This is a genomic window from Pseudomonas sp. B6(2017) (assembly GCF_002112765.1).
GTDB lineage: Bacteria > Pseudomonadota > Gammaproteobacteria > Pseudomonadales > Pseudomonadaceae > Aquipseudomonas > Aquipseudomonas piscis.
Map to the genome: position 1 here is coordinate 95,071 of NZ_NEIQ01000012.1, position 20,170 is coordinate 115,240.

Annotated in this window: 14 protein-coding genes and 1 pseudogene; 7 read left to right on the forward strand and 8 right to left on the reverse strand. The window is 64.3% G+C overall.

Annotation, left to right across the window (positions count from 1 at the left end):
* Positions 1 to 14: 14 nt before the first annotated feature.
* A pseudogene (locus CAG11_RS20995) lies at positions 15 to 908 on the reverse strand (helix-turn-helix domain-containing protein); the annotation flags it as partial.
* A gap of 163 nt (positions 909 to 1,071) precedes the next feature.
* Here CAG11_RS20995 and CAG11_RS21000 point away from each other — a divergent pair.
* The 3 genes from CAG11_RS21000 to CAG11_RS21010 are packed head-to-tail and all read left to right on the forward strand — an operon-like array spanning position 1,072 to position 4,877.
* Positions 1,072 to 2,430 (forward strand): glutamine synthetase family protein, encoded by a 1,359-nt coding sequence (locus CAG11_RS21000; protein ID WP_085597759.1) that lies wholly within the window; start codon positions 1,072 to 1,074, stop codon positions 2,428 to 2,430.
* A gap of 48 nt (positions 2,431 to 2,478) precedes the next feature.
* Entirely contained in the window at positions 2,479 to 3,567 is a 1,089-nt protein-coding gene (locus CAG11_RS21005; protein ID WP_085597760.1) for a polyamine ABC transporter substrate-binding protein, read from the forward strand.
* Positions 3,564 to 4,877 carry an FAD-binding oxidoreductase gene (locus CAG11_RS21010; RefSeq protein WP_085597761.1) on the forward strand — a complete coding sequence of 438 codons (1,314 nt, stop codon included), beginning with the start codon at positions 3,564 to 3,566 and terminating at the stop codon, positions 4,875 to 4,877. Before CAG11_RS21005 ends, CAG11_RS21010 begins: the two co-directional genes overlap by 4 nt.
* A gap of 12 nt (positions 4,878 to 4,889) precedes the next feature.
* Here CAG11_RS21010 and CAG11_RS21015 read toward each other — a convergent pair whose 3' ends face one another.
* Both CAG11_RS21015 and CAG11_RS21020 read right to left on the reverse strand, forming a co-directional pair.
* The gene (locus CAG11_RS21015; RefSeq protein WP_085597762.1) at positions 4,890 to 5,837 is read right to left on the reverse strand and encodes an alpha/beta fold hydrolase; all 948 of its coding nucleotides are present in this window, start codon (positions 5,835 to 5,837) and stop codon (positions 4,890 to 4,892) included.
* A 266-nt stretch (positions 5,838 to 6,103) separates the two neighbouring features.
* A complete protein-coding gene (locus tag CAG11_RS21020) occupies positions 6,104 to 6,859 on the reverse strand; it encodes a TetR/AcrR family transcriptional regulator (RefSeq protein WP_022644339.1) in 756 nt (251 codons plus the stop codon).
* Positions 6,860 to 7,237: 378 nt separating this feature from the next.
* On the opposite strand from CAG11_RS21020, the gene CAG11_RS21025 reads away from it, so the two are divergent.
* The 4 genes from CAG11_RS21025 to CAG11_RS21040 are packed head-to-tail and all read left to right on the forward strand — an operon-like array spanning position 7,238 to position 11,882.
* Positions 7,238 to 7,915 (forward strand): ABC transporter ATP-binding protein, encoded by a 678-nt coding sequence (locus CAG11_RS21025; protein WP_177409158.1) that lies wholly within the window; start codon positions 7,238 to 7,240, stop codon positions 7,913 to 7,915.
* The gene (locus tag CAG11_RS21030; RefSeq protein ID WP_085597764.1) at positions 7,912 to 9,111 is read left to right on the forward strand and encodes an ABC transporter permease; all 1,200 of its coding nucleotides are present in this window, start codon (positions 7,912 to 7,914) and stop codon (positions 9,109 to 9,111) included. The genes CAG11_RS21025 and CAG11_RS21030 overlap by 4 nt, the downstream gene beginning before the upstream one ends.
* Positions 9,104 to 10,597, forward strand: coding sequence for a TolC family protein (locus CAG11_RS21035; protein ID WP_085597765.1), 1,494 nt, complete (start codon positions 9,104 to 9,106; stop codon positions 10,595 to 10,597). Before CAG11_RS21030 ends, CAG11_RS21035 begins: the two co-directional genes overlap by 8 nt.
* A complete protein-coding gene (locus tag CAG11_RS21040) occupies positions 10,587 to 11,882 on the forward strand; it encodes an efflux RND transporter periplasmic adaptor subunit (protein ID WP_085597766.1) in 1,296 nt (431 codons plus the stop codon). Before CAG11_RS21035 ends, CAG11_RS21040 begins: the two co-directional genes overlap by 11 nt.
* A gap of 232 nt (positions 11,883 to 12,114) precedes the next feature.
* Here the strand turns inward: CAG11_RS21040 and CAG11_RS21045 are convergent, their stop codons facing one another.
* The 5 genes from CAG11_RS21045 to CAG11_RS21065 are packed head-to-tail and all read right to left on the reverse strand — an operon-like array spanning position 12,115 to position 19,962.
* The gene (locus CAG11_RS21045) at positions 12,115 to 13,818 is read right to left on the reverse strand and encodes an AMP-binding protein (protein WP_085597767.1); all 1,704 of its coding nucleotides are present in this window, start codon (positions 13,816 to 13,818) and stop codon (positions 12,115 to 12,117) included.
* Between the two features lie 19 nt (positions 13,819 to 13,837).
* On the reverse strand, positions 13,838 to 15,136 hold the full coding sequence (locus CAG11_RS21050) for an acetyl-CoA C-acetyltransferase (protein WP_085597768.1): 1,299 nt from the start codon (positions 15,134 to 15,136) through the stop codon (positions 13,838 to 13,840).
* Positions 15,136 to 16,026 carry a MaoC/PaaZ C-terminal domain-containing protein gene (locus tag CAG11_RS21055; RefSeq protein ID WP_085597769.1) on the reverse strand — a complete coding sequence of 297 codons (891 nt, stop codon included), beginning with the start codon at positions 16,024 to 16,026 and terminating at the stop codon, positions 15,136 to 15,138. The genes CAG11_RS21050 and CAG11_RS21055 overlap by 1 nt, the downstream gene beginning before the upstream one ends.
* A gap of 3 nt (positions 16,027 to 16,029) precedes the next feature.
* A complete protein-coding gene (locus tag CAG11_RS21060) occupies positions 16,030 to 17,382 on the reverse strand; it encodes a 3-oxoacyl-ACP reductase (RefSeq protein ID WP_085597770.1) in 1,353 nt (450 codons plus the stop codon).
* Between the two features lie 30 nt (positions 17,383 to 17,412).
* Positions 17,413 to 19,962, reverse strand: coding sequence for an acyl-CoA dehydrogenase (locus CAG11_RS21065; protein WP_085597771.1), 2,550 nt, complete (start codon positions 19,960 to 19,962; stop codon positions 17,413 to 17,415).
* Positions 19,963 to 20,170 lie beyond the last annotated feature (208 nt).

Genomic DNA, 20,170 nt, shown 5'->3' on the forward strand with positions numbered 1-20,170 from the left:
GTGGCCCCGGGCGCGCGCCTCAGGGTCTGGCTCGGCAACTCCCCGAACAAGGCCCGATAGCTGCTGGAAAAACGCCCCAGGTGCCAGAACGACCAGTGCATCGCCACCTCGGCCACCGTGGTGTCCGCCGGGCCGCGGCTGAGCAATTCGCGATGGGCGCTGTTGAGCCGGCGCAAGCGCAGCCATTGGCTGGGAGCCATGCCGGTAAAGCCCTTGAAGGCGCTCTGCAACTGGCGCAGGGACACCCCGGCAACCTGGGCCAGCTCCAGCAGGTTGAGGGTTTCCTCGGGGACATCGGCGGCCCATTGCGCAACCCGCTGCATGATCGCCCGTTCCTCCGTGCGCCGTTGCAAACCACCGGGGTCCAGACGCACGCAGGCGTTGTCGAGGATGTACAGGCAATCGTCCAGCAACTGCTGGGCCAGGGCCTCGCGACTCGGTGGATCGAGGGTCTGTGACAGCCGGGTCAGGGTCGCGCTGAGCCAGCGACAGAACAACGGGTTCTGCTGGCAGGTCAAGGGCGCCATGAACAAACCATCGAGGCGCTCGACTCCCAAGGCCTGGCCCTGGACGAACTCGGGGCCGAACACCACCGCCACCTCCTGGTAGTTCTCGGGGGTGATCCAGATGTTGCGGCTTTCGCCATTGAGCACGTACAGCGCGTTGTCGCTGCGATCGAAACAGAACGCCAGGGCCCCTTCGGGGGCGTTGAAGTTCTGTTCGACCCGGGTATTCATGCGCTCTTCGTAGATTTCCACGCCCTGCAGGTCCAGGTAGCGCACCAGGCCATTGAAATGCCCGGGGGACATCTGCCGGTACTGCTGGACCCAACCTGGCGTGGCCCGGACCTGGTCGAGCACATCGAAGCTCTTGAAAGCCTGGACCTGAAGCGGATTGGACGTCGTCATGGGAAGACCTTACGCACTCTTTTGGTGCGTTTTGCTTCTGTTTAAAGTGGATAGATGGAACCACGAGGCTTGCCCAAGATAGTCGCCAATGCGCCGCAGGGGAAGCCTTGCCGGGATACTCCCGCTCACCTGGGTGCAGATGAAAACAATCATCGAGGTCTTTATGAACGCCCCTTTCGATCAGCTTTCCTCATGGCTGAAAGAGCACAAGATCACCGAAGTAGAGTGCGTGGTCAGCGACCTGACCGGGATCGCCCGCGGCAAGATCGCCCCCACCAACAAGTTCCTGCATGAGCGAGGCATGCGCCTGCCGGAAAGTGTCCTGCTGCAAACGGTCACCGGGGATTTCGTCGACGACGACCTGTACTACGAGCTGCTGGACCCGGCGGACATCGACATGCTCTGCCGCCCCGATCCCTCGTCGATCTTCCTGGTGCCCTGGGCCCTGGAACCCACCGCCATCGTCATCCACGACACCTTCGACAAGTTCGGCAACCCCATCGAGCTGTCGCCACGCAACGTGCTGAAGAAAGTCCTGCAGTTGTACACCGACAAGGGCTGGCAGCCGATCGTGGCTCCGGAAATGGAGTTCTACCTGACCCAGCGCTGCGAAGACCCGGACCTGCCGCTGCAAGCCCCCCTGGGGCGTTCGGGGCGTGCCGAGAGCGGCCGGCAGTCGTTCTCCATCGATGCCGCCAACGAATTCGACCCGTTGTTCGAGGATGTCTACGACTGGTGCGAAGCCCAGGGCCTGGACCTGGATACGTTGATCCACGAAGACGGCCCCGCGCAGATGGAGATCAACTTCCGCCATGGCGACGCCCTGGACCTGGCGGACCAGATCACCGTGTTCAAGCGCACCATGCGCGAGGCCGCGCTCAAGCACAACGTCACCGCCACCTTCATGGCCAAGCCGATCACCGATGAGCCCGGCAGCGCCATGCACCTGCACCAGAGCGTGGTGGACATCGCCACCGGCAAGCCGGTGTTCACCAACGACGACGGCAGCATGAGCGAGCTGTTCCTGCAGCACATCGGCGGTTTGCAGAAGTACATCCCCAAGGTGCTGCCGATGTTCGCCCCCAACGCCAACTCGTTCCGCCGCTTCCTGCCGGATACCTCGGCCCCGGTGAACGTCGAATGGGGCGTGGAAAACCGCACCGCCGGCCTGCGGGTACCGACCTCCAGCCCGGATGCCACGCGGGTGGAGAACCGCTTGCCCGGCGCCGATGCCAACCCCTACCTGGCGATCGCCGCGAGCCTGCTGTGCGGCTACCTGGGCATGGTCGAGGGCATCGCCCCCAGCGCCGCGGTAGAAGGCCGCGCCTACGAGCGACGCAACCTGCGCCTGCCGATCACCATCGAGGACGCCCTGGCGCACATGGAGGAGTGCCCGGTCATCGAGCAGTACCTGGGGCGCAAGTTCGTGCGTGGCTATGTCGCGGTCAAGCGCGCCGAGAACGAGAACTTCAAGCGGGTGATCAGCTCCTGGGAACGCGAGTTCCTGCTGCTCAGCGTCTGACCCCGGCGATCTTTCGCACAACAAAAACATCCCACAGAGGTGTCGAACATGCGTCTATTCAAAGCAGTGATCCCGGTCGCCCTGGCGACCTTGTGCAGCACCGCCGCCCAGGCCGAGCCCAGTGTCAGCGTGTACAACTGGAGCGACTACATAGGCAAGACGACCCTGGCCGACTTCCAGGCCCAGACCGGGATCAAGGTGATCTACGACGTGTTCGACTCCAACGAGACCCTGGAGGGCAAGCTGCTGGCCGGACGTACCGGCTACGACGTGGTGGTGCCTTCCAACCACTTCCTCACCCGCCAGGTGAAGGCCGGGGCCTTCCTCAAGCTGGACCGGGCGCAACTGCCCAACTGGAAGAACCTGGACCCGAAGCTGATGATCCTGTTGCAGCAGAACGATCCCGGCAACCAGTACTCGGTACCCTACCTGTGGGGTACCAATGGCATCGGCTACAACGTCGACAAGGTCAAGCAGGTACTGGGCATCGACCATATCGACTCCTGGGCGGTGTTGTTCGAACCGCAGAACCTGAAGAAGCTGGCGCAATGCGGGGTCTCGCTGATGGACTCGCCCGATGAGGTCATGCCGGCGATGCTCAACTACCTGGGCCTGGACCCCAACAGCCAATCGGCGGCCGACTACCAGAAGGCCGAGGCCAAGCTGTTGAGCCTGCGCCCCTACATCACCTACTTCCACTCCTCCAAGTACGTCTCGGACCTGGCCAACGGCAATATCTGCGTGGCGTTCGCCTACTCCGGCGATGCCTTCCAGGCCGCCAACCGGGCCAGGGAAGCCAAGAATGGAGTGAACATCGCCTATGCCATTCCCAAGGAAGGCAGCAACCTGTGGTTCGACCTGATGGCCATCCCCGCGGACGCCACCAATACCAAGCAGGCCCATGCCTTCATCAACTACCTGCTGGACCCGCAGGTGATCGCCAAGGTCAGTGCCCAGGTCGGCTACGCCAACCCCACGCCGGCCTCCCAGCAGTACATGGACGCCCAGCTGGTGAACGATCCCGAGGTCTATCCACCCAAGGAGGTACTGGACAAGCTGTACATCGCCAGTACTCCTTCCCCGGCGATCATGCGCGTCATGACTCGTTCGTGGAGCAAAGTGAAGTCCAACAAATGAACCAGCCACTCTCCCTGGGCGGCGCCAACGGGCACGCCCCCTCCTACTACGCCGCCTCGGTCGGCGCCCTCCCCGGCTACCCATCCCTGGAAGGCGACCTGCACGCCGATGTCTGCGTGATCGGCGGCGGTTTCACCGGCGTCAACACCGCCATCGAGCTGGCCCAACGCGGGCTCTCGGTGATCCTGCTGGAGGCCCGGCGCATCGGCTGGGGCGCCAGCGGGCGCAACGGCGGGCAACTGATCCGTGGCATCGGCCATGAAATCGGCGGCTTTGCCCGTTACGTCGGCCAGGAAGGACTCAAATACCTGGAGCGTGCCGGCATCGACTCGGTGGAACTGGTGGGCCGGCGCATCGCCGAACACGGCATCGACTGCGACCTGCGCTGGGGCTTCTGCGAGCTGGCCAACACCAAGGCCCAGTACGCCGCGTTCCAGGCTGAACAAGAGCACTTGGTGGGCCTGGGCTACCGTCACCCGACTCGCCTGGTGGCCGCGCAAGACATGCAACAGGTGGTGGCGTCCCGAGTCTATGCCGGCGGGCTGGTGGACATGGGTTCCGGACACCTGCACCCACTCAAGCTGGTGGTCGGCGAAGCCCGATTGGCCAGCAGCCTGGGGGTGCGGATCTTCGAGCAGAGCCCGGTGCTGGAACTGCGCCACGGCGATAGCGTGACGCTGCGCTGCGCTGCGGGTACGGTGCGCGCCGGGCGCCTGGTGCTGGCCTGCAACGCTCACCTGGAAGACCTGGAGCCACGCCTGAGTGGCAAGGTCCTGCCCGCTGGCAGCTACATCATCGCCACCGAACCGCTGCCCGAGGCCCTGGCCAGGCAACTGATCCCGGACAACCTGGCGCTGTGCGACCAGAAAGTCGGCCTGGACTACTACCGCCTCACTGCCGATCGCCGCCTGCTGTTCGGCGGCGCTTGCCATTACTCAGGCCGCGACCCGGTGGATATCGCCGGCTACATGCGGCCGAAGATGCTCAAGGTGTTCCCGCAACTGCGGGACATCGGTATCGACTTCCAATGGGGCGGCAAGATCGGTATCACCGCCAACCGCTTTCCCCAGGTCGGGCGCCTGCGCCAGTATCCGAATGTGTACTACGCCCAGGGTTACTCGGGCCATGGGCTGAACGTCACCCACTGGACGGCGCGCCTGCTGGCCGAGGCGATCCATGCCGGACACAGCCAAGGCCTGGATGTGTTCAGCGCAGTGCCGCACATGACCTTCCCTGGCGGCCGGGCCCTGCGCGCGCCGCTGCTGGCACTGGGCATGCTCTGGCATCGGCTGCGCGAGGTGCTGGGCTGATATCCGGACGCCTCAAGCAAAGCGTCGCTGCAGGAAGTCCAGCAACAAGCGGTTGACCTGTTCGGGACATTCGCTTTGCAGCCAGTGCCCGCAGTCTTGCAGCAGATGTTGCTCGAGGTCGACGACCCGGTCGGGCATGCGCTTGAGGGTATGGGCTTCCAGGACCCCGACCGGGTCGCTGTCGCCCAGCAGGAACAAGGTAGGCTGGACGATTCGGGCTTGAGCGAGAAACTCGCTGCGCTGCCAGTTGCGCTCGAAGTTGCGGTACCAGTTCAACGCCCCACGGAAACCGCGGCCGGCGAAGGTTTGCCGATAAGCCTGGAAATCCTCTTCGGAACACCAGGCGGGCAAGCCCTCGGGGATAGTCACGCCGTCGAACAAGCGGGCCTCGGCCGGCTTGGGTTGCAGCAACGCGTCGATGTTGCCCATGAACAAGCGCAGGCTGGCATCGATATCCGCATCCAGCTCAGCTTCGGCCAGCCCCGGTTCCTGGAAATACAGGATGTAGTTGAAGTGCGCGCCGTGCACCTGGCGCATGATGTCCGTAGCCGGACGCTTGGGCCTTCCGGCAAAAGGCACCGACATCGTCACCAGCGCCGCCACCCGCTGCGGTTCCAGCAGCGCCAGGTGCCAAGCCACCGGAGCGCCCCAATCGTGGCCGACCATGCACACCCGGCCATGATCGAAGGCGTCCATGGCCTGCTGGATGTCGGCGCACAGGGTCAGCAGGTCATAGTCTTCTAGTGCCTGGGGAGCCGAGCTGCGGCCGTAGCCACGCATTTCCGGGACGAAGACCTGGAACCCTGCCGCCACCAATGCCGCCACCTGGTGGCGCCAGGAATGCCAGCATTCGGGAAACCCATGCAGCAACCAGACCGGTCGGCCCTGCTGCGGGCCGGCCACGCGGACGCTGAGTTCGATGCCGTTGACGGCCAGAATGTGCTGCTGGAATGAAGTCATGGCGAGGGCTCCTGGCGAGTGCCAGGAAAACCTAGCAGATGTCCCGCCAGGTACTGAGCATCATCCACCGGCCGAATGATGCAGGTAGCGCACCTGCCCAGCGAGGTGAATGAGTGGGGGCTGGCGTTTCGTGTAGTCGCAGCCGCAGGCTGCGCAGCGGGCATCGGCTCAGGTTGATCCGCGAACTGCGACTGCTGAGCAGTCGGTCGCAGCCTCGCCAGCTAGCAGCTACGAGTCGCAAAGCAGGCTCGTTGGGCTGGGGAAAATCAGCTGGTGGCCAGCCCGGCCATGGACTGGCTTTGCTGGCGGATCGAGCGCTGGGTAGCCAGGACCTTGCCCAGCGCCTGCTCGGAATCCGGGTCCTGCATCGGCGCCCGAATGGCCGCCGACACCAGGCTGATCAGCTTGGCCATGACCTCGGCGTCGGTAGCCGGACGCCCCAGGCTCATGGCCTGCATCAGCAAGCGCAGCTCGGTACCGGCCATTACCCCGGAAATTGCCTTGAGGGCGAACTGCAAGCGCACCCCCAGCTCGTTGCGCGGCAGATCCGGCAGAGCCAGGGCGAACGCCTTGAAAAAGCGCTCGAACACCGGCTGGTAGTGTTCCTTGAGGTATTCCTGGATGAAGGGCGAGGTATCGCTGTACACCCGGCCAAGGAAGCGGATGAACGAACGTCCTTCCACCCCGCCGCTTTCATCACTGCGCTCCATGCCCATGGCCGGGGCGAACAACACCCCCAGCAGGGTTTCGCAGTCCAGGGGGCCATCGGCCTGCTCCTCGCACTTGGCCAAGAGTTCCAGGCGTTGGTCGTTGAGTGGGCCCAGGCGCTGCATGAGCAGGGCTTTCATCAGCGAGTCCTTGTCGCCGAAGTGATAGTTCACCGCCGCCAGGTTGACCTTGGCCCGTTCGGTAATCTGGCGCAGCAGCACGGCGTCGTAGCCGTACTTGATGAATAATGCCTCGGTCGCTTCCAGCAGTCGGGTCTTGGTGACATTGGGGGCACTGAGTTTCTTGGCGACCATGGAGGGCTAACCTTTACTGGATGAAAAACTGACCGTTCGAACAGTGTTTTAAAAAAAAATTTGATTTTTTATACCCGCGAGATTCCCTAAAAGCAAGGGCCTTAGGGACTCTCAAAGCGCCCATAGGCCGTTTTGTGACCAGTGGGTTCCTACCCCGAACCTGTCAAAAAAAGCTCTCGATTACCCGCCCTAGACGGCTGGCGCATGGGAATGAACGCAGTTACTATTCAAACAAGTTTTTTAAAATAATAAATAAAACCAGAGCTTGGCGCTGTCTCGAAAAAACCCTCCATGCCCTTCAAGGCGTGGTTTTTTTCGAACAGGCCGCCGAGCCAGCCGGCGCAGTAAGCAATGACAGAGACGATAATCGAACAAGGTTTGATCTCCCTGCAAGGCATAGGCAAGAGCTATCGGCTGGCAGAACAACCTCTGCATATCCTCAAGAATGTTTCCCTGTCCATCAATGCCGGCGAAAGCTGCGCCATCCTCGGCGCCTCGGGCTCCGGCAAGAGCACCCTGCTGAATATCCTCGGCCTGCTGGATCTGCCCGACAGCGGTGACTACCGCTTCGCCGGCCACGATATCTTTCGCGCCAGCCCCGACCAGCTGGCGGCGATCCGCAACCGCCAGATCGGCTTCGTGTTCCAGAGCTTCAACCTGCTGCCGCGCCTCAGCGCCCTGGACAACGTCGCCCTGCCCCTGAGCTACCGGGGCGTGGCCCGGCGCGAATCCCTGGAGCGGGCCATGCACGTACTCGACCAGGTCGGGCTCGGCCAGCGTGCCGATCACCGCCCGGCGGACCTGTCCGGCGGCCAGCGGCAACGGGTGGCCATCGCCCGGGCGCTGGTGGGCGAACCCTCGGTGATCCTGGCCGACGAGCCCACCGGCAACCTCGACAGCCACACGGCCCGGGACATCATGGACCTGCTGCTGTCGCTGAACCGCGAGCGCCAGGTGACCCTGATCATCGTCACCCACGACCCTGGCATCGCCCAGCGGCTGGAGCGGCAGATCCGGGTCAACAACGGCGTGGTGCAAGAGGTCTGCCCGGCATGAGCCTGATGCTCGAGCAAAGCGCCAGCCAGCTGCTGCACGAAGCCTTCGTCAGCCTGCGGACCCTGGGCAAGCGCTCGGTCCTGGCCTTGTTGGGCATCGTCATCGGCAGCTCTTCGGTGGTGGCCCTGATCAACATCGGCCATAACGCGGCAGAGGACGCCGCGGCGATTTTCCAGGACATGGGCACCGACACCCTGGTGGCACGCTTTCCCGGCAATGGCGACACACGCACGCCGATGCCGGAGGCTCTCGATGCCCAAGCGCTGAAGCAAGCAGTTCCCAGCCTGCTCGAAGTCGCCCCCATCGCCCTGCTCAGCGGACCGGTGGTGTTCAATGGCCGCACCGCCAATGCAAGCCTGGTCGGAGCCACCACCGGGCTGGCTGCAGCCATGCGCTTGCACCTGCGCGAAGGGCGCTTCCTGTCCGATTTCGATCAGGGCGAGACCTATGCGGTGGTAGGCCACCAGATCGCCCAGATCCTGGGCACCCCGGGACAGCCGCTGAGGCCGGGTGAGCGGATACGAATCAACGACTACTTGTTCCTGGTCATCGGCATTCTCCAGAGCCAGCCCAACGCGGTACTGGTGCCGGTCCAGGCCAACGACTCGGTGTTCCTCCCCCTGTCCGGCATGCGACGCATCTTCACTTCGCCGCAGATCAGCAACGTGGTGACCCGCGCCGCACCAGGCCAGGACATGGAGCAAGTGGCGGCGGCCATGACCCAGGCGTTGAAGACCATATTGCGCGGTAGAGACGTGGAGGTGCAGGTGCCGCAACAGATCATCGATGGCATGACCCGACAAAGCCGGACCTTCGGTTACCTGCTGATGGCCCTGGGTGGCATTTCCCTGGTGGGAGGCGGCGTCGGGGTGATGAACGTGATGCTGATGAATGTCTCCGAGCGGCGCCGGGAGATCGGTATCCGCATGGCACTGGGCGCACGCCAGCGAGACATCCGTAACCTGTTCCTGTTGGAAGCCGTGAGCCTGACCGCAGTCGGTGCGCTGTCCGGGGCGGTGCTCGGGGTCACATCGGCCTTCATCTACGCCAAGATGTCCGGCTGGCATTTTTCCCTGGCTGCCGCCTCGCTACCGCTGGGTATTGGCAGCACTCTTCTGGTGGGCCTGTTCTTCGGCTTGTATCCGGCGGTCTCGGCCTCCAAGCTGCAACCGGTGGAGGCGCTGCGCGATGAATGATTGGCGTCTCTGGACCCTGGCCTACCTGTGCCTGTGCCTGACGAGTCCCTGGGGCCAAGCCAGGGAGCTGGTCGCGCCACCTTCGGTGCCCACCATGCGCAGCAGTTACGAACGCAGTGCACTGCTCAGCCAGCAACTGACCGACCTGACCCTGGGAGATGCCGTCTACCTGGGATTGCGTAACAACCGCAGCATCCGCAGCACCTATCTGCAACGTGTGGCACAGAAGTTCGACTTGCGGGTAGCCGAGGACACCTTCAACCCCAAGCTGCTGATCACCGGTTCCTACCGTAGTTCCAGAAGCTCCAGCGACGCGGAACAAAGGGCCAGGGTGACCCCCACCACCAGCCTGCTCAGCGAATATGGCACCAGGCTGAGCATGGCCTGGACCCAGGACCTGAGCAGGGCCGACAATGCGGGGCGCTATCGCAGTGACGGCCTGGACCTGTCGATAGTCCAGCCGCTGCTGCGGGGCGCCGGGTGGGACGTGACCACTGCCCCGTTGCGACTGGCACGGCTCACCGAGCAAGGCAACCGTCTGAACCTCAAGGCGACGGTCGCCCAGACCATCAGCACGATCATCACCACCTACCGGGAGCTGCTGCGTTCCCAGGAACAACTGGCTATTGCCCAGGATGCCCTGAAACGTGCAACCACCCTGCTGGAAGTCAACCGGGCATTGATCACGGCCGGGCGCATGGCCGAATTCGAGATCGTGCAGACCGAAGCCGATATCGCCAGCCAGGAGCTGGGAGTCGAGGAAGCACGCAACCAGGTGGATCTCAACCGTCTGTCCTTGCTGCGCCTGCTGGCTCTGGACCTGTCATCGCGGATTCGCGCCAGCGAAGCCTTGCAGGCATCGAAGATCAGCATCGACCAACGTGAAGCCTTGCGCCTGGCCCAGGCCCAGCAACCCGAATACCTTGCCACCCTGTTGGGCAGCCAGCAGGCCGAATTGGGTCTGGTGATGGCCAAGGACCAGGCACGCTGGGACGTCAACCTGGTTGCGGGAGCCAACCAGACTCGCAACCGGTTCGACACCGACACTCGCAATGGCTCGGAACGCAATTGGAATGGCTACACCGGTGTCGAGATCAGTATTCCCATCGGCGACCTGAGTACGCGCCAGGCCGAAGTCCGGGCACAGGTCAATGTGGAGAACCAGGAGATCCTCCTGGCCGATGCGCGCCAGGTACTCGAGCGCGACGTCGACAACGTGGTGCGCGACCTGGGCACCCGCTGGCGCCAATACGAGATTGCCCAGCGAGCCAGCGAGCTGTCGAAACGCAAGCTGGAAATCGAACGGGAAAAGCTCAGCGCCGGTCGTTCCAGCAACTTCCAGGTACTGAGCTTCGAGAGCGACCTGCGCAATGCCGAGAATGCCCGGCTAAACGCACTGATCGCCTACCTCAACGCGCAAACGCAACTGGACCTGACCCTGGGCATGACATTGGAAAGCTGGGAGATTGCGCTCAATGACTTCTGACAAGCCACAGGCTGGCAAGCGTCGTCGCCACGCCCTACAGGCGCTCGCGCTGGCCGTGGGCATCGCCATCGGCGCAGCGATCCTGATCGATTACCGATCACCGGCAGCCGACCAAACTGGCACTGGCCGCTGGATCGCGATCCAAGGTGCCCAGCTCACCCACCAGATCGGCCTGGTGGGCAAGATCGAGCCGCAGAAGACCATCGTCCTGACGGCGCCTTTCGAAGGGAATGTCCAAGCCAACCTGGTAGAACAGGGCCAGCGCGTGGAGGCTGGGCAGGTGCTGTTGCAGATGGACCCGGCGCTGGTGGAAATCCAACTGCGCGACGCGCTTGCCGTACAGCTCAAGGCTCGTCGTACGGTCCAGGAACTGCGGGACTGGAACAACGGCAGCACGGTCGCCCGGGCACGACGAACCCTGCGTAATTCGCAGATGTCCCTGGCCAACAGCGAGCGCAAGCTGCGTGAAAGCCAGGACCTGTTCAAGCGCGGCATCATCCCGCGCAATGAACTGAACGACCAGGAACAGCAGGCACAGATCCAGCGCATGGACCTGACGGCCGCCCAGGGTGAGTTGCAGCAGGCGCTCAACCAGGGATCGGGTGAATACCGGCAGATTGCCGAGATGGAGTTGACCAATGCCACGGTCAAGTATGAAAGCCTGCGCAAGCTCCTGGAGGCCAAGGAAGTGGTCGCGCCCTTCGCCGGAATAGTCGTTCCACCTCCCGGCGGCAGCTCAGGCAGCAATCCGGCAACCACCAGCACAGGACCGGTACAGGCTGGCGCGCACCTGGGCCAGGGCCAGGTATTGTTCGGCCTGGCCAACATCGAACAGCTGAAGATCGTCAGCAAGGTTTCGGAACTGGATATCAACCAGCTGCACCAGGGCCAGCGCGTGGAGATCCTCGGCGATGGCTTCGATGGTGAACGCCTGGAAGGCGTGGTGGATATCGTCAGCAGCCTGGCCATCCCCAACGATTCGCCCGGGTCCAGCGCCCAGTTCCCGGTGACCCTGTCGATTCCCCAGCTGGCCCCGGAGCAACTGCAACGGGTGCGCCTGGGCATGAGTGCCCGGCTGACCATCATCACCTACAGCAACGACCAGGCGATCGTGGTGCCCCCCGCGGCGATCCAGCGCAGCGCCGAAGGCATGAGCGTGGAGTACCGCCCCGCAGCCGACCAGCCGGCACGGCGAGTACCGGTGACCACAGGTCAATCCACAGCCGAGGGCGTGGAAGTGTTCGGCCTGCAAGCGGGCCAGGTACGCCTGCCCGAGGGCCAGTGAACACCCAGGGATGACATGGCTTGCCAGCCTTGTGGAAACAGCGAAGGTAAAAAACGCCCCGCAGGGCAATGCCGATCGGTCAAGGAAATCAGGCGCGAGGCTTGCCCGCAATGGCGTTCAGTGCGCTGCGTTTATCCAGCCAATACGCGCTACCGCTAACGACCATCGCGAGCGAGCTTGGCTCCTGCAGGGGATCCTATGCCCCCGGCAGGAGCGCCCGGTTTGCTCAGGTTCAGCGCAGGGCCCGGCGCAGGACCTTGCCGACGGTGGTCTTGGGTAGCTCTTCGGTACGGAACTCGACGTAGCGCGGCACCTTGTAGCCAGTGAGGTACTCGCGACAGTGGGCGAGCAATTGCTCCTGGGTCAGGTTCGGGTCCTTGCGCACCACGAAGATCTTAACCTTCTCCCCTGTCACTCCATCCTCGACGCCAATGGCCGCCACCTCCGCCACCCCCGGATGCAAGGCCACCACATCCTCGATCTCGTTGGGGTACACGTTGAAGCCGGACACCAGGATCATGTCCTTCTTGCGGTCCACCAGGCGGATGAAGCCGCGTTCGTTCATCACCCCGATATCACCGGTTGAGAGCCAGCCATGGCGATCCAGGACCTTGGCGGTTTCCTCGGGCCGCTGCCAGTAGCCCTTCATCACCTGCGGGCCACGTACCTGCAGCTCGCCCTCTTCGCCGATGTCCGCCAACTGGCCGTCCTCGCGTATGAAGCGCACCCAGGTGGAGGGCAACGGCACCCCGATGGTGCCGCTGAAGTCGCTTTCACGCATGCGGGAAATGTCGATCGGACTGATGCTCACCACCGGCGAGCATTCGGTCAGGCCATAACCTTCGACGATCGGCACCCCGGTGACTTCCTTCCAGCGTTGGGCCACGGCGGTATGGGTGGCCATGCCTCCGGCGATCGTCAGCTTCAGGTCGGAGAAGTCGCGCCCACGGAACTCCTCGTTCTCCAGCAGGCCATTGAACAGGGTGTTGACCCCGACGATGCCGCTGAACTTCTCCTTGCGCAGGATCATCTGCACCCGCTTCACATCCCGCGGGTTGGCGATCAGGATGTTGCGCCCGCCCAGGCACATGAACATCAGGCAGTTCACCGTCAGCGACAGCACGTGGTACAGCGGCAGCAAGGTGACGTTGGTTTCCTGCTGGTTTTCGTCCAGTTGGTCGCCGACCCAGGCCTTGGCCTGCATCAGGTTGGCCAGGATGTTGCGGTGGGTGAGCATGGCACCCTTGGCATCGCCCGTGGTACCGCCGGTGTACTGCAAGAAGGCGATATCGTCCTGCGCAAGGTCCACCGGCCGATGCTCCAGCACCGCCGCCAGCTTCATCATCGCCGGGAAGCGAATCGAGCCTGGCAGGTTGAACTTGGGAACCTGCTTCTGCACGTGGCGCAGGACGAAGTTCAGTGCCGCGCCCTTGAAGGTGCCTACCAGGTCGCCGATGGAGGCCACCACGATGTTCTTCAGCTTGCTCCCGGGCATGGTCTGCTCCAGGGTGTGGGCGAAGTTCTCGAAGATCACCACCGTCTCGGCGCCGCTGTCCTTGAGCAGGTGGCGCAGTTCGTGGGCGGTGTACAGCGGGTTGACGTTGACCACCACCGCTCCCACCAGCAGGGTGCCGAACAGGCAGATCGGGTACTGCAGGCTGTTGGGCATCATCAACGCCACCCGGTCGCCCTTCTTCACGCCCTTGGACTGCAGCCAGGCGGCGAAGGCGAACACCCGCTTCTCCCACAGGTCATAGCCCATCTCGGTGCCGATGCTGACATAGGCCACCCGTTGTCGATACTTGTCCACGTGTTCGAGAAACACCTCGCGCAGCGACTGGTAGCGGTCGATGTCGGCTTCGATATCGCTGGGTACACCCGGCATATAGGCGTTGAGCCAGATACGCTCCACGGGCTGCAGGCTTACGACGCTCATTGGCAGTCTCCTTGTTATTTTATTTTTCGACGATGGCGGTGACACCCAACCCGCCTGCCGCACAGACGGAAATCAGTCCGCGGCCTCCACCGCGCTCGTGGATGGCCTTGGCCAGGGATGCCAGCAGGCGCCCGCCGGTGGCGGCAAAAGGATGCCCGCACCCCAGGGAACCGCCGTTGACGTTGAGTTTGGCCCGCTCGATGCTGCCCAGTGGTCCTTCGAGCCCGAGCTTGTCCCGACAATAGTCGGCATCTTCCCAGGCCTTTAGGGTACACAGCACCTGGGCAGCGAAGGCTTCGTGGATCTCATAGAAGTCGAAGTCGCCAAGCCCCAGCCCCTCCCGGGCCAGCATGCGCGGCACCGCGTACGCCGGAGCCATCAGCAGGCCCTCGGTGCCATCGACGAAGTTCACCGCCGCGGTCTCCCCGGTACGCAGGTAGGCCAGCACCGGCAGATTATTGGCTGCGGCCCATTCTTCGCTGGCCAGCAGCACCACCGAGGCGCCATCGGTCAGGGGCGTCGAGTTGCCCGCGGTCAGGGTGCCGTTGTTGCGATCGTAGGCCGGGCCCAGGCCGGCGAGCTTCTCCAGGCTGGCATCGGCGCGCAGGTTGTTGTCCCGCGCCAACCCGCGATACGGCGTCAGCAGGTCGTCGAAAAAACCCCGCTGGTAGGCCGCACTCAACCGCTGGTGGCTGGCCAGGGTCAGTTCGTCCTGGGCCAGGCGCTTGATCTGCCAGCGCTTGGCCATTTCTTCGCAGTGCTCGCCCATGGACAGGCCGGTGCGCGGCTCGCCATTACGCGGTAGCAACGGCTTGAAGAACATCCCCGGGCGCACCTTGAGCAGGCTGCGCAGCTTGTTGCCGGTACCCTTGGCGCGATTGGCCGCGAGCAGGGTGCGACGCAAGCCCTCGTTGATGCCGATGGGCGCATCGGAGGTAGTATCGGCCCCCCCGGCGATGCCCACCTCGATCTGCCCCAGGGCAATCTTGTTGGCCACCAGCAGCGCTGCCTCAAGCCCGGTACCACAGGCCTGCTGGATATCGTAGGCCGGAGTCTGCGGCGACAATGTAGTGGACATCACGCACTCGCGGGCCAGGTTGAAATCCCGCGAGTGCTTGATCACCGCCCCCGCGGCGAACTCCCCCAGGCGTTGTCCGGCAAGACCGTACCTGTCCACCAGGCCCTGCAGGGCCGCCACCAGCAGGTCCTGGTTACTGTCGTTGGCGTACACCGTGTTTGAGCGGGCGAACGGAATCCGGTTGCCACCGATGATCGCTACCCGGCGTACCGGCGCCGGATTGAAACTGTACTCAGTCATTACCGAGCTCCCCAGGTCAGTAGGCCGCGCATGTGGGGCTTGTCGCCCGCGTTGTTGCGCACTTCGAATTCATGGCGCGGGCCGTCGGGCACGCGACTCCAGAGGCTCACCGAGGCCGGCAGGAAGATCGGCAGCTTGAACTCGCAATCCAGCTGCGCCGCAGCCAGTGGATGCGGTGGTTGTTGTGCCGCCAGGGCCCGGCCCAGGGTCCACATGCCGTGGGCGATGGGCCGGCGGAAACCGAACAGCCGCGCCCCCAGCCAGGAGGTGTGGATCGGATTGAAGTCGCCGCTGACCTTGGCGAAACGCCGGCCCAGGTCCCCGGCCAGGCTCCAGCGTTGGGTACGTACCAGGGCCTGTTCGTCCACCTCCAGCGCGCCCGCCCAGGGTTCGCCCACAGGACCGGAGACGCCGCGGCGCAGGTACAGGCTATCGCCCTCCCAGACCAAGCCGCCGCCACTGAAGGCACGAGTGGCGATGGACAGGGCCTGGCCCTTGGGATGAGCCACCCAGCGCTCGGCAAAGACTTCCAGGCGCAGGGCCTGGCCCTCCTCCAGGCGCTGATGCTGGCGAATGCGGTTGGCCAGGTGGACCATGCCGCTGGCCGGATAGGGAAAGGTCCGGCTGGTGAGCAGCAATAGATGCAGGGGGAACGCCAGGGTATGAGGGAACGACAGCGGCACCCCATGCTCGCGGCGGAACCCGCAGGCCTGGGCATAACGGGCGACCTGCGTCGCCTGCAGCTCCACCGCCGGGCGCACCAGGCGCTCGGTGGGAAGCTGCGGTGCAGTCTCCAGCTTGGGCTTGCGCAAACCGCGCAGGCCGTCGTAGAGCAACTGGCCACGGGACGGTGGCGGCTCGATGATGCGAATCGCGGAATCGGCGCTCATGGCTCAGGCTCCCAGCAGGCTTTGCCCGCAAACGCGGACCACCTGCCCATTAATCCCGCCGGAGGCTGGATGGGCCAGCCAGGCGATGGTCTCGGCCACATCCACCGCCTGCCCGCCCTGGGACATGGAGTTCATCCGCCGTCCCGCCTCGCGGATCATCAACGGGATCTTCGCGGTCATCTGGGTTTCGATGAATCCCGGAGCCACGCCGTTGACCGTGATCTGCTGGCGAGCCGCCAACGGCGCCAGGGCCTGGACCAGGCCGATGACCCCGGCCTTGGATGTGGCGTAGTTGCTCTGGCCGAGGTTGCCGGCGATACCGGAAATCGACGACACGCAGACAATCCGCCCGCCTGGATTGAGCCCCTGCCCCTCCAGCAGCGCCTGGCTGAGCAGCAACGGCGCTTGCAGATTGACGGCCATGACCTTGCGCCAGGCGGCCTCGGTCATCTTCGCCAGGGTCTTGTCCAGGGTGATGCCGGCGTTGTGCACCACGATATCGAAGGCGCCCTGCTCGGCGACGAACGCCAGCAAGCGCTGGCCGGCATCGGCCGCGGTGATGTCCAGGGCCAGGGCGCTGCCGCCCAGGCTGTCGGCGGCCTGTTGCAGCTCGGCCTCGCTCTGTGGGATGTCCAGGCACACCACCTGGGCGCCTTCGCGGGCCAGGACCTTGGCGATGGCCAGGCCGATACCGCGACAAGCCCCGGTAACCAGGGCCCGGCGCCCGTCCAGCGGACGCTGCCAATCCAGCTGGCGAGGCACATCCACCGGTTCGCCGATACGCACCACCTGGCCCGAGACATAGGCCGAACGCCGGGACAGGAAGAAGCGCAGGCTGCTTTCCAGCTCGGCTTCGGCACCGGGCTCGACATACAGCAGCTGTACGGTGATGGCCCGACGCAGCTCCTTGCCCAGGGAGCGCACGAACCCTTCCAGCGCGCGCTGGGCCACGGCCTGCTCCAGTCCGGTGCAATGCTCCGGCGGGGTTCCCAGGATCAGCACCCGGCCATGGGCGGTCAGGCGCCGGACGTTGGCATGGAAGAAGCGGTACAGCTCGTCGAGCTGGGCCACATCGCCCAGCCCGGTGGCGTCGAATACCACGCCCTGGACCTTCACGGTCGAGGGTGCGTTGATGCTTGCGGCCTGCGCCGCCACGATGTCGGTGGCGGCGAAGATCCGTTGCAGCTCGCCCAGCAACCGCCCATCGGGCGCCGCCGCGAGGATCACCGGGTTGATCAGGTTGCCGCCCTGCCCCTCGCGGTTGCGCTGCAGCGGCACCGGTTGTGGCAGGCCGGTGCGCTGGGCCAGCCAGCGGCCCCAACCGGAATTGACGAACGAAAGATAACCGTCAGACATATAAGGATCCCGAACAAAACCAGTAGAGGGTCAATAGGCCGAATCGCTGGCCGCCACCGCGTCTTCGCTGCTGGCGCTGCGTTTGCGCGACGCTGGCTTGGCGCCCTGCTCGAAGTGCGCCTGGCGCTGCTGCAAGGCCTCCAGCAAACCGAAGTCCTGCGGGAAGTCGTCCACCTGGATCGCGTGGTCGCCGTACTCCACGTAGCGGTCGAGCAATTCGTCCTCGTCCTGGCTGATCAACTGCAGCTCCAGGGCCTGTACCCGCCAAGCGTCGAAAGCCGTGCGGGAAATCGGCAACGGCCCCAGGGTGCCCTGCTTGATCGCCGGCTTGAGTCGCGCCTCGATCAGCTCCACCTGCGGTTGCAGGCGGAACGCCAGTTCGCCGTAGGCCAGCTTGTCGATATCTGGTTGCGGAATATAGGAATCGGCCAGCAGGCGATCGCGGGTCGCGCCCGGGGTCTGTACCAGTTCGGCGACTTCCGCCAGCAGGCGGTCGCTGGGTTTGTGCTGGGGAATGCCGAACGGGAAGCTCAGGCCGCGAATGATCCGCGCCGCCGCCCTGGACGGGTAGTTTTCCAACACTTCGGCCAGGGCCTCATGAGCTCGCAGCAGCGCGTCCTGGGCAGCCCAGTGCACCAGGGGCAGGTCGGCCTGGGGCCGGCCATCGTCCTCGAAGCGCTTGAACACGCAGGACAGGATGTACAGCTGGGAGAGGATGTCGCCCAAGCGCCCGGTGATGCTTTCCTTGCGCTTGAGCGCGCCGCCCAGCACACCCATGGAGATGTCCGAGGCCAGGGCCAGCACCACCGACAGGCGCTCGACCTGGCGGTAGTAAGGCGCCAGGGCCTTGTCGGTGTTGCCCGGGGCCTTGATCAGGCGCCCGCCGGTAACCGCATGCACGGCAGCACGCACGGTGTTGGCGAAGACGAAGCTGATATGGCCGAACATGGCGCTGTCGAACGCTTCCAGGCCCTTGCGCCCGGTATCGCGGGCCGCCTCCATCTCGCGAAAGACGTAAGGATGGCAACGGATCAGCCCCTGGCCGTAGATGATCAGGCAGCGGGTCATGATGTTCGCGCCTTCCACGGTGATGGCGATCGGGCTCTGCTGGTAGGCGCGGGCCAGGAAGTTGTTGGGCCCCATGCAGATACCCTTGCCGGCGACGATATCCATACCGTCGTTGACGATGATCCGCGCGCGCTCGGTGACGTGGTATTTGGCGATGGCCGAGATCACCGAGGGTTTTTCCCCGGCATCCAGGGACGCCACCGATACCCGGCGCACCGAATCACAGGCATACAGGTGCCCGGACATGCGCGCCAGGGGCGCCTGGACACCCTCGAACTTGCCGATGGGCAAGCCGAACTGCTTGCGCATCGCCGCATAGGCGGTGGTGCCGCGGACCGCAACCTTGCCCAGGCCGACGTTGGACGACGGCAGGGAAATCGCCCGCCCGGCGGCCAGGCACTCCATCAGCATGCGCCAGCCGTTGCCTACCTGGGCCGCGCCGCCAATCACCCACTCCAGGGGAATGAACACATCCTTGCCGGTGGTCGGGCCGTTCTGGAATACCGCGTTGAGCGGCCAATGCCGGCGCCCGGTGTTCACCCCCGGATGGGTGGTAGGAATCAGTGCGCAGGTGATGCCCAGGCTGCCCTTCTTGCCCAGCAGGCCGTCCGGGTCTTCGGCACGAAAGGCCAGGCCCAGCACGGTGGCGATCGGCCCCAGGGTGATGTAGCGCTTGTCCCAGGTGACACGAAAGCCCAGCACTTCCTGGCCTTCGAACTGGCCTTTGCAGACCACGCCGGTATCGGGGATGGCCCCTGCGTCGGAACCGGCATAGGGGCTGGTCAGGGCAAAGCATGGAATGTCTTCGCCGCGGGCCAGGCGCGGCAGGTAGTGCTGGCGCTGGGCCTCGGTGCCGTAGTGCAGCAGCAGCTCGGCCGGGCCAAGTGAGTTGGGCACCATGACCGAGATCGCCGCCGCCGAGCAGCGGGTGGAAAGCTTCATCACCACCTGGGAATGGGCATAGTGGGAGAAACCTTTGCCGCCGTACTGCTTGGGAATGATCATCCCCAGGAAGCCGGCCTCCTTGGTGTACTGCCAGGCCTTGGGCGACAGGTCCTGCCAGACCTGGGTGGTCTCCCAGTCGTTGGCCATGTCGCACAGGGTTTCCACTTCGTTGTCCATGAACGCCTGTTCCTCGGCGCTGAGGCTGGCCGGTGCAGCGCCCAGCAGGCGTTTCCAGTCGGGCTTGCCACTGAACAGCTCGGCATCCCACCACACGGTGCCGGACTCGATGGCTGCGCGTTCGGTATCGGACATGGCCGGCATGATCTTGCGAAACATCGCCAGGGCCTTGCTGGTGAGCAAGACACGGCGCAGGGGCTTGACCGTCATCAGGGCCGCCGGCAGCACCACCAGCAACACGCCCAGGACCAGGCCCAGGGTGCCCACCAGGCTCAGCAGATGACCAGCCGCCAGCCACACCAGGCCGGCGCCCAGCCACAGGGCCGCGCTCGCCTGTCGATACGCCAGGGCCAGCGCCGCGGCAACTCCCACCAATAACCAGACAATCATGGAATACCTCTCTTGTTCTAACGAGACAGCTCCTTGGAGCCCGGGCGTTATGCCGGCCCCTCGGAAACCACACTACAAAGGAACCAAGCGCGTTTCAAATTTTATTTTGAAATTTTTATTTAACGAATTTCAGCAAAGCAAAATGGCCGAACGAAGTCAGCCTGGGGTTGGAAAATGAATGAAAACGGGCACTGGAACGGCCCGTTCA

Coding starts and splice junctions, on each gene's coding strand:
- CAG11_RS21000 (WP_085597759.1), top strand. CDS start 1,072: ATGAACGCCCCTTTCGATCAGCTTTCCTCATGGCTGAAAGAGCACAAG.
- CAG11_RS21005 (WP_085597760.1), top strand. CDS start 2,479: ATGCGTCTATTCAAAGCAGTGATCCCGGTCGCCCTGGCGACCTTGTGC.
- CAG11_RS21010 (WP_085597761.1), top strand. CDS start 3,564: ATGAACCAGCCACTCTCCCTGGGCGGCGCCAACGGGCACGCCCCCTCC.
- CAG11_RS21015 (WP_085597762.1), bottom strand. CDS start 5,837: ATGACTTCATTCCAGCAGCACATTCTGGCCGTCAACGGCATCGAACTC.
- CAG11_RS21020 (WP_022644339.1), bottom strand. CDS start 6,859: ATGGTCGCCAAGAAACTCAGTGCCCCCAATGTCACCAAGACCCGACTG.
- CAG11_RS21030 (WP_085597764.1), top strand. CDS start 7,912: ATGAGCCTGATGCTCGAGCAAAGCGCCAGCCAGCTGCTGCACGAAGCC.
- CAG11_RS21035 (WP_085597765.1), top strand. CDS start 9,104: ATGAATGATTGGCGTCTCTGGACCCTGGCCTACCTGTGCCTGTGCCTG.
- CAG11_RS21040 (WP_085597766.1), top strand. CDS start 10,587: ATGACTTCTGACAAGCCACAGGCTGGCAAGCGTCGTCGCCACGCCCTA.
- CAG11_RS21045 (WP_085597767.1), bottom strand. CDS start 13,818: ATGAGCGTCGTAAGCCTGCAGCCCGTGGAGCGTATCTGGCTCAACGCC.
- CAG11_RS21050 (WP_085597768.1), bottom strand. CDS start 15,136: ATGACTGAGTACAGTTTCAATCCGGCGCCGGTACGCCGGGTAGCGATC.
- CAG11_RS21055 (WP_085597769.1), bottom strand. CDS start 16,026: ATGAGCGCCGATTCCGCGATTCGCATCATCGAGCCGCCACCGTCCCGT.
- CAG11_RS21060 (WP_085597770.1), bottom strand. CDS start 17,382: ATGTCTGACGGTTATCTTTCGTTCGTCAATTCCGGTTGGGGCCGCTGG.
- CAG11_RS21065 (WP_085597771.1), bottom strand. CDS start 19,962: ATGATTGTCTGGTTATTGGTGGGAGTTGCCGCGGCGCTGGCCCTGGCG.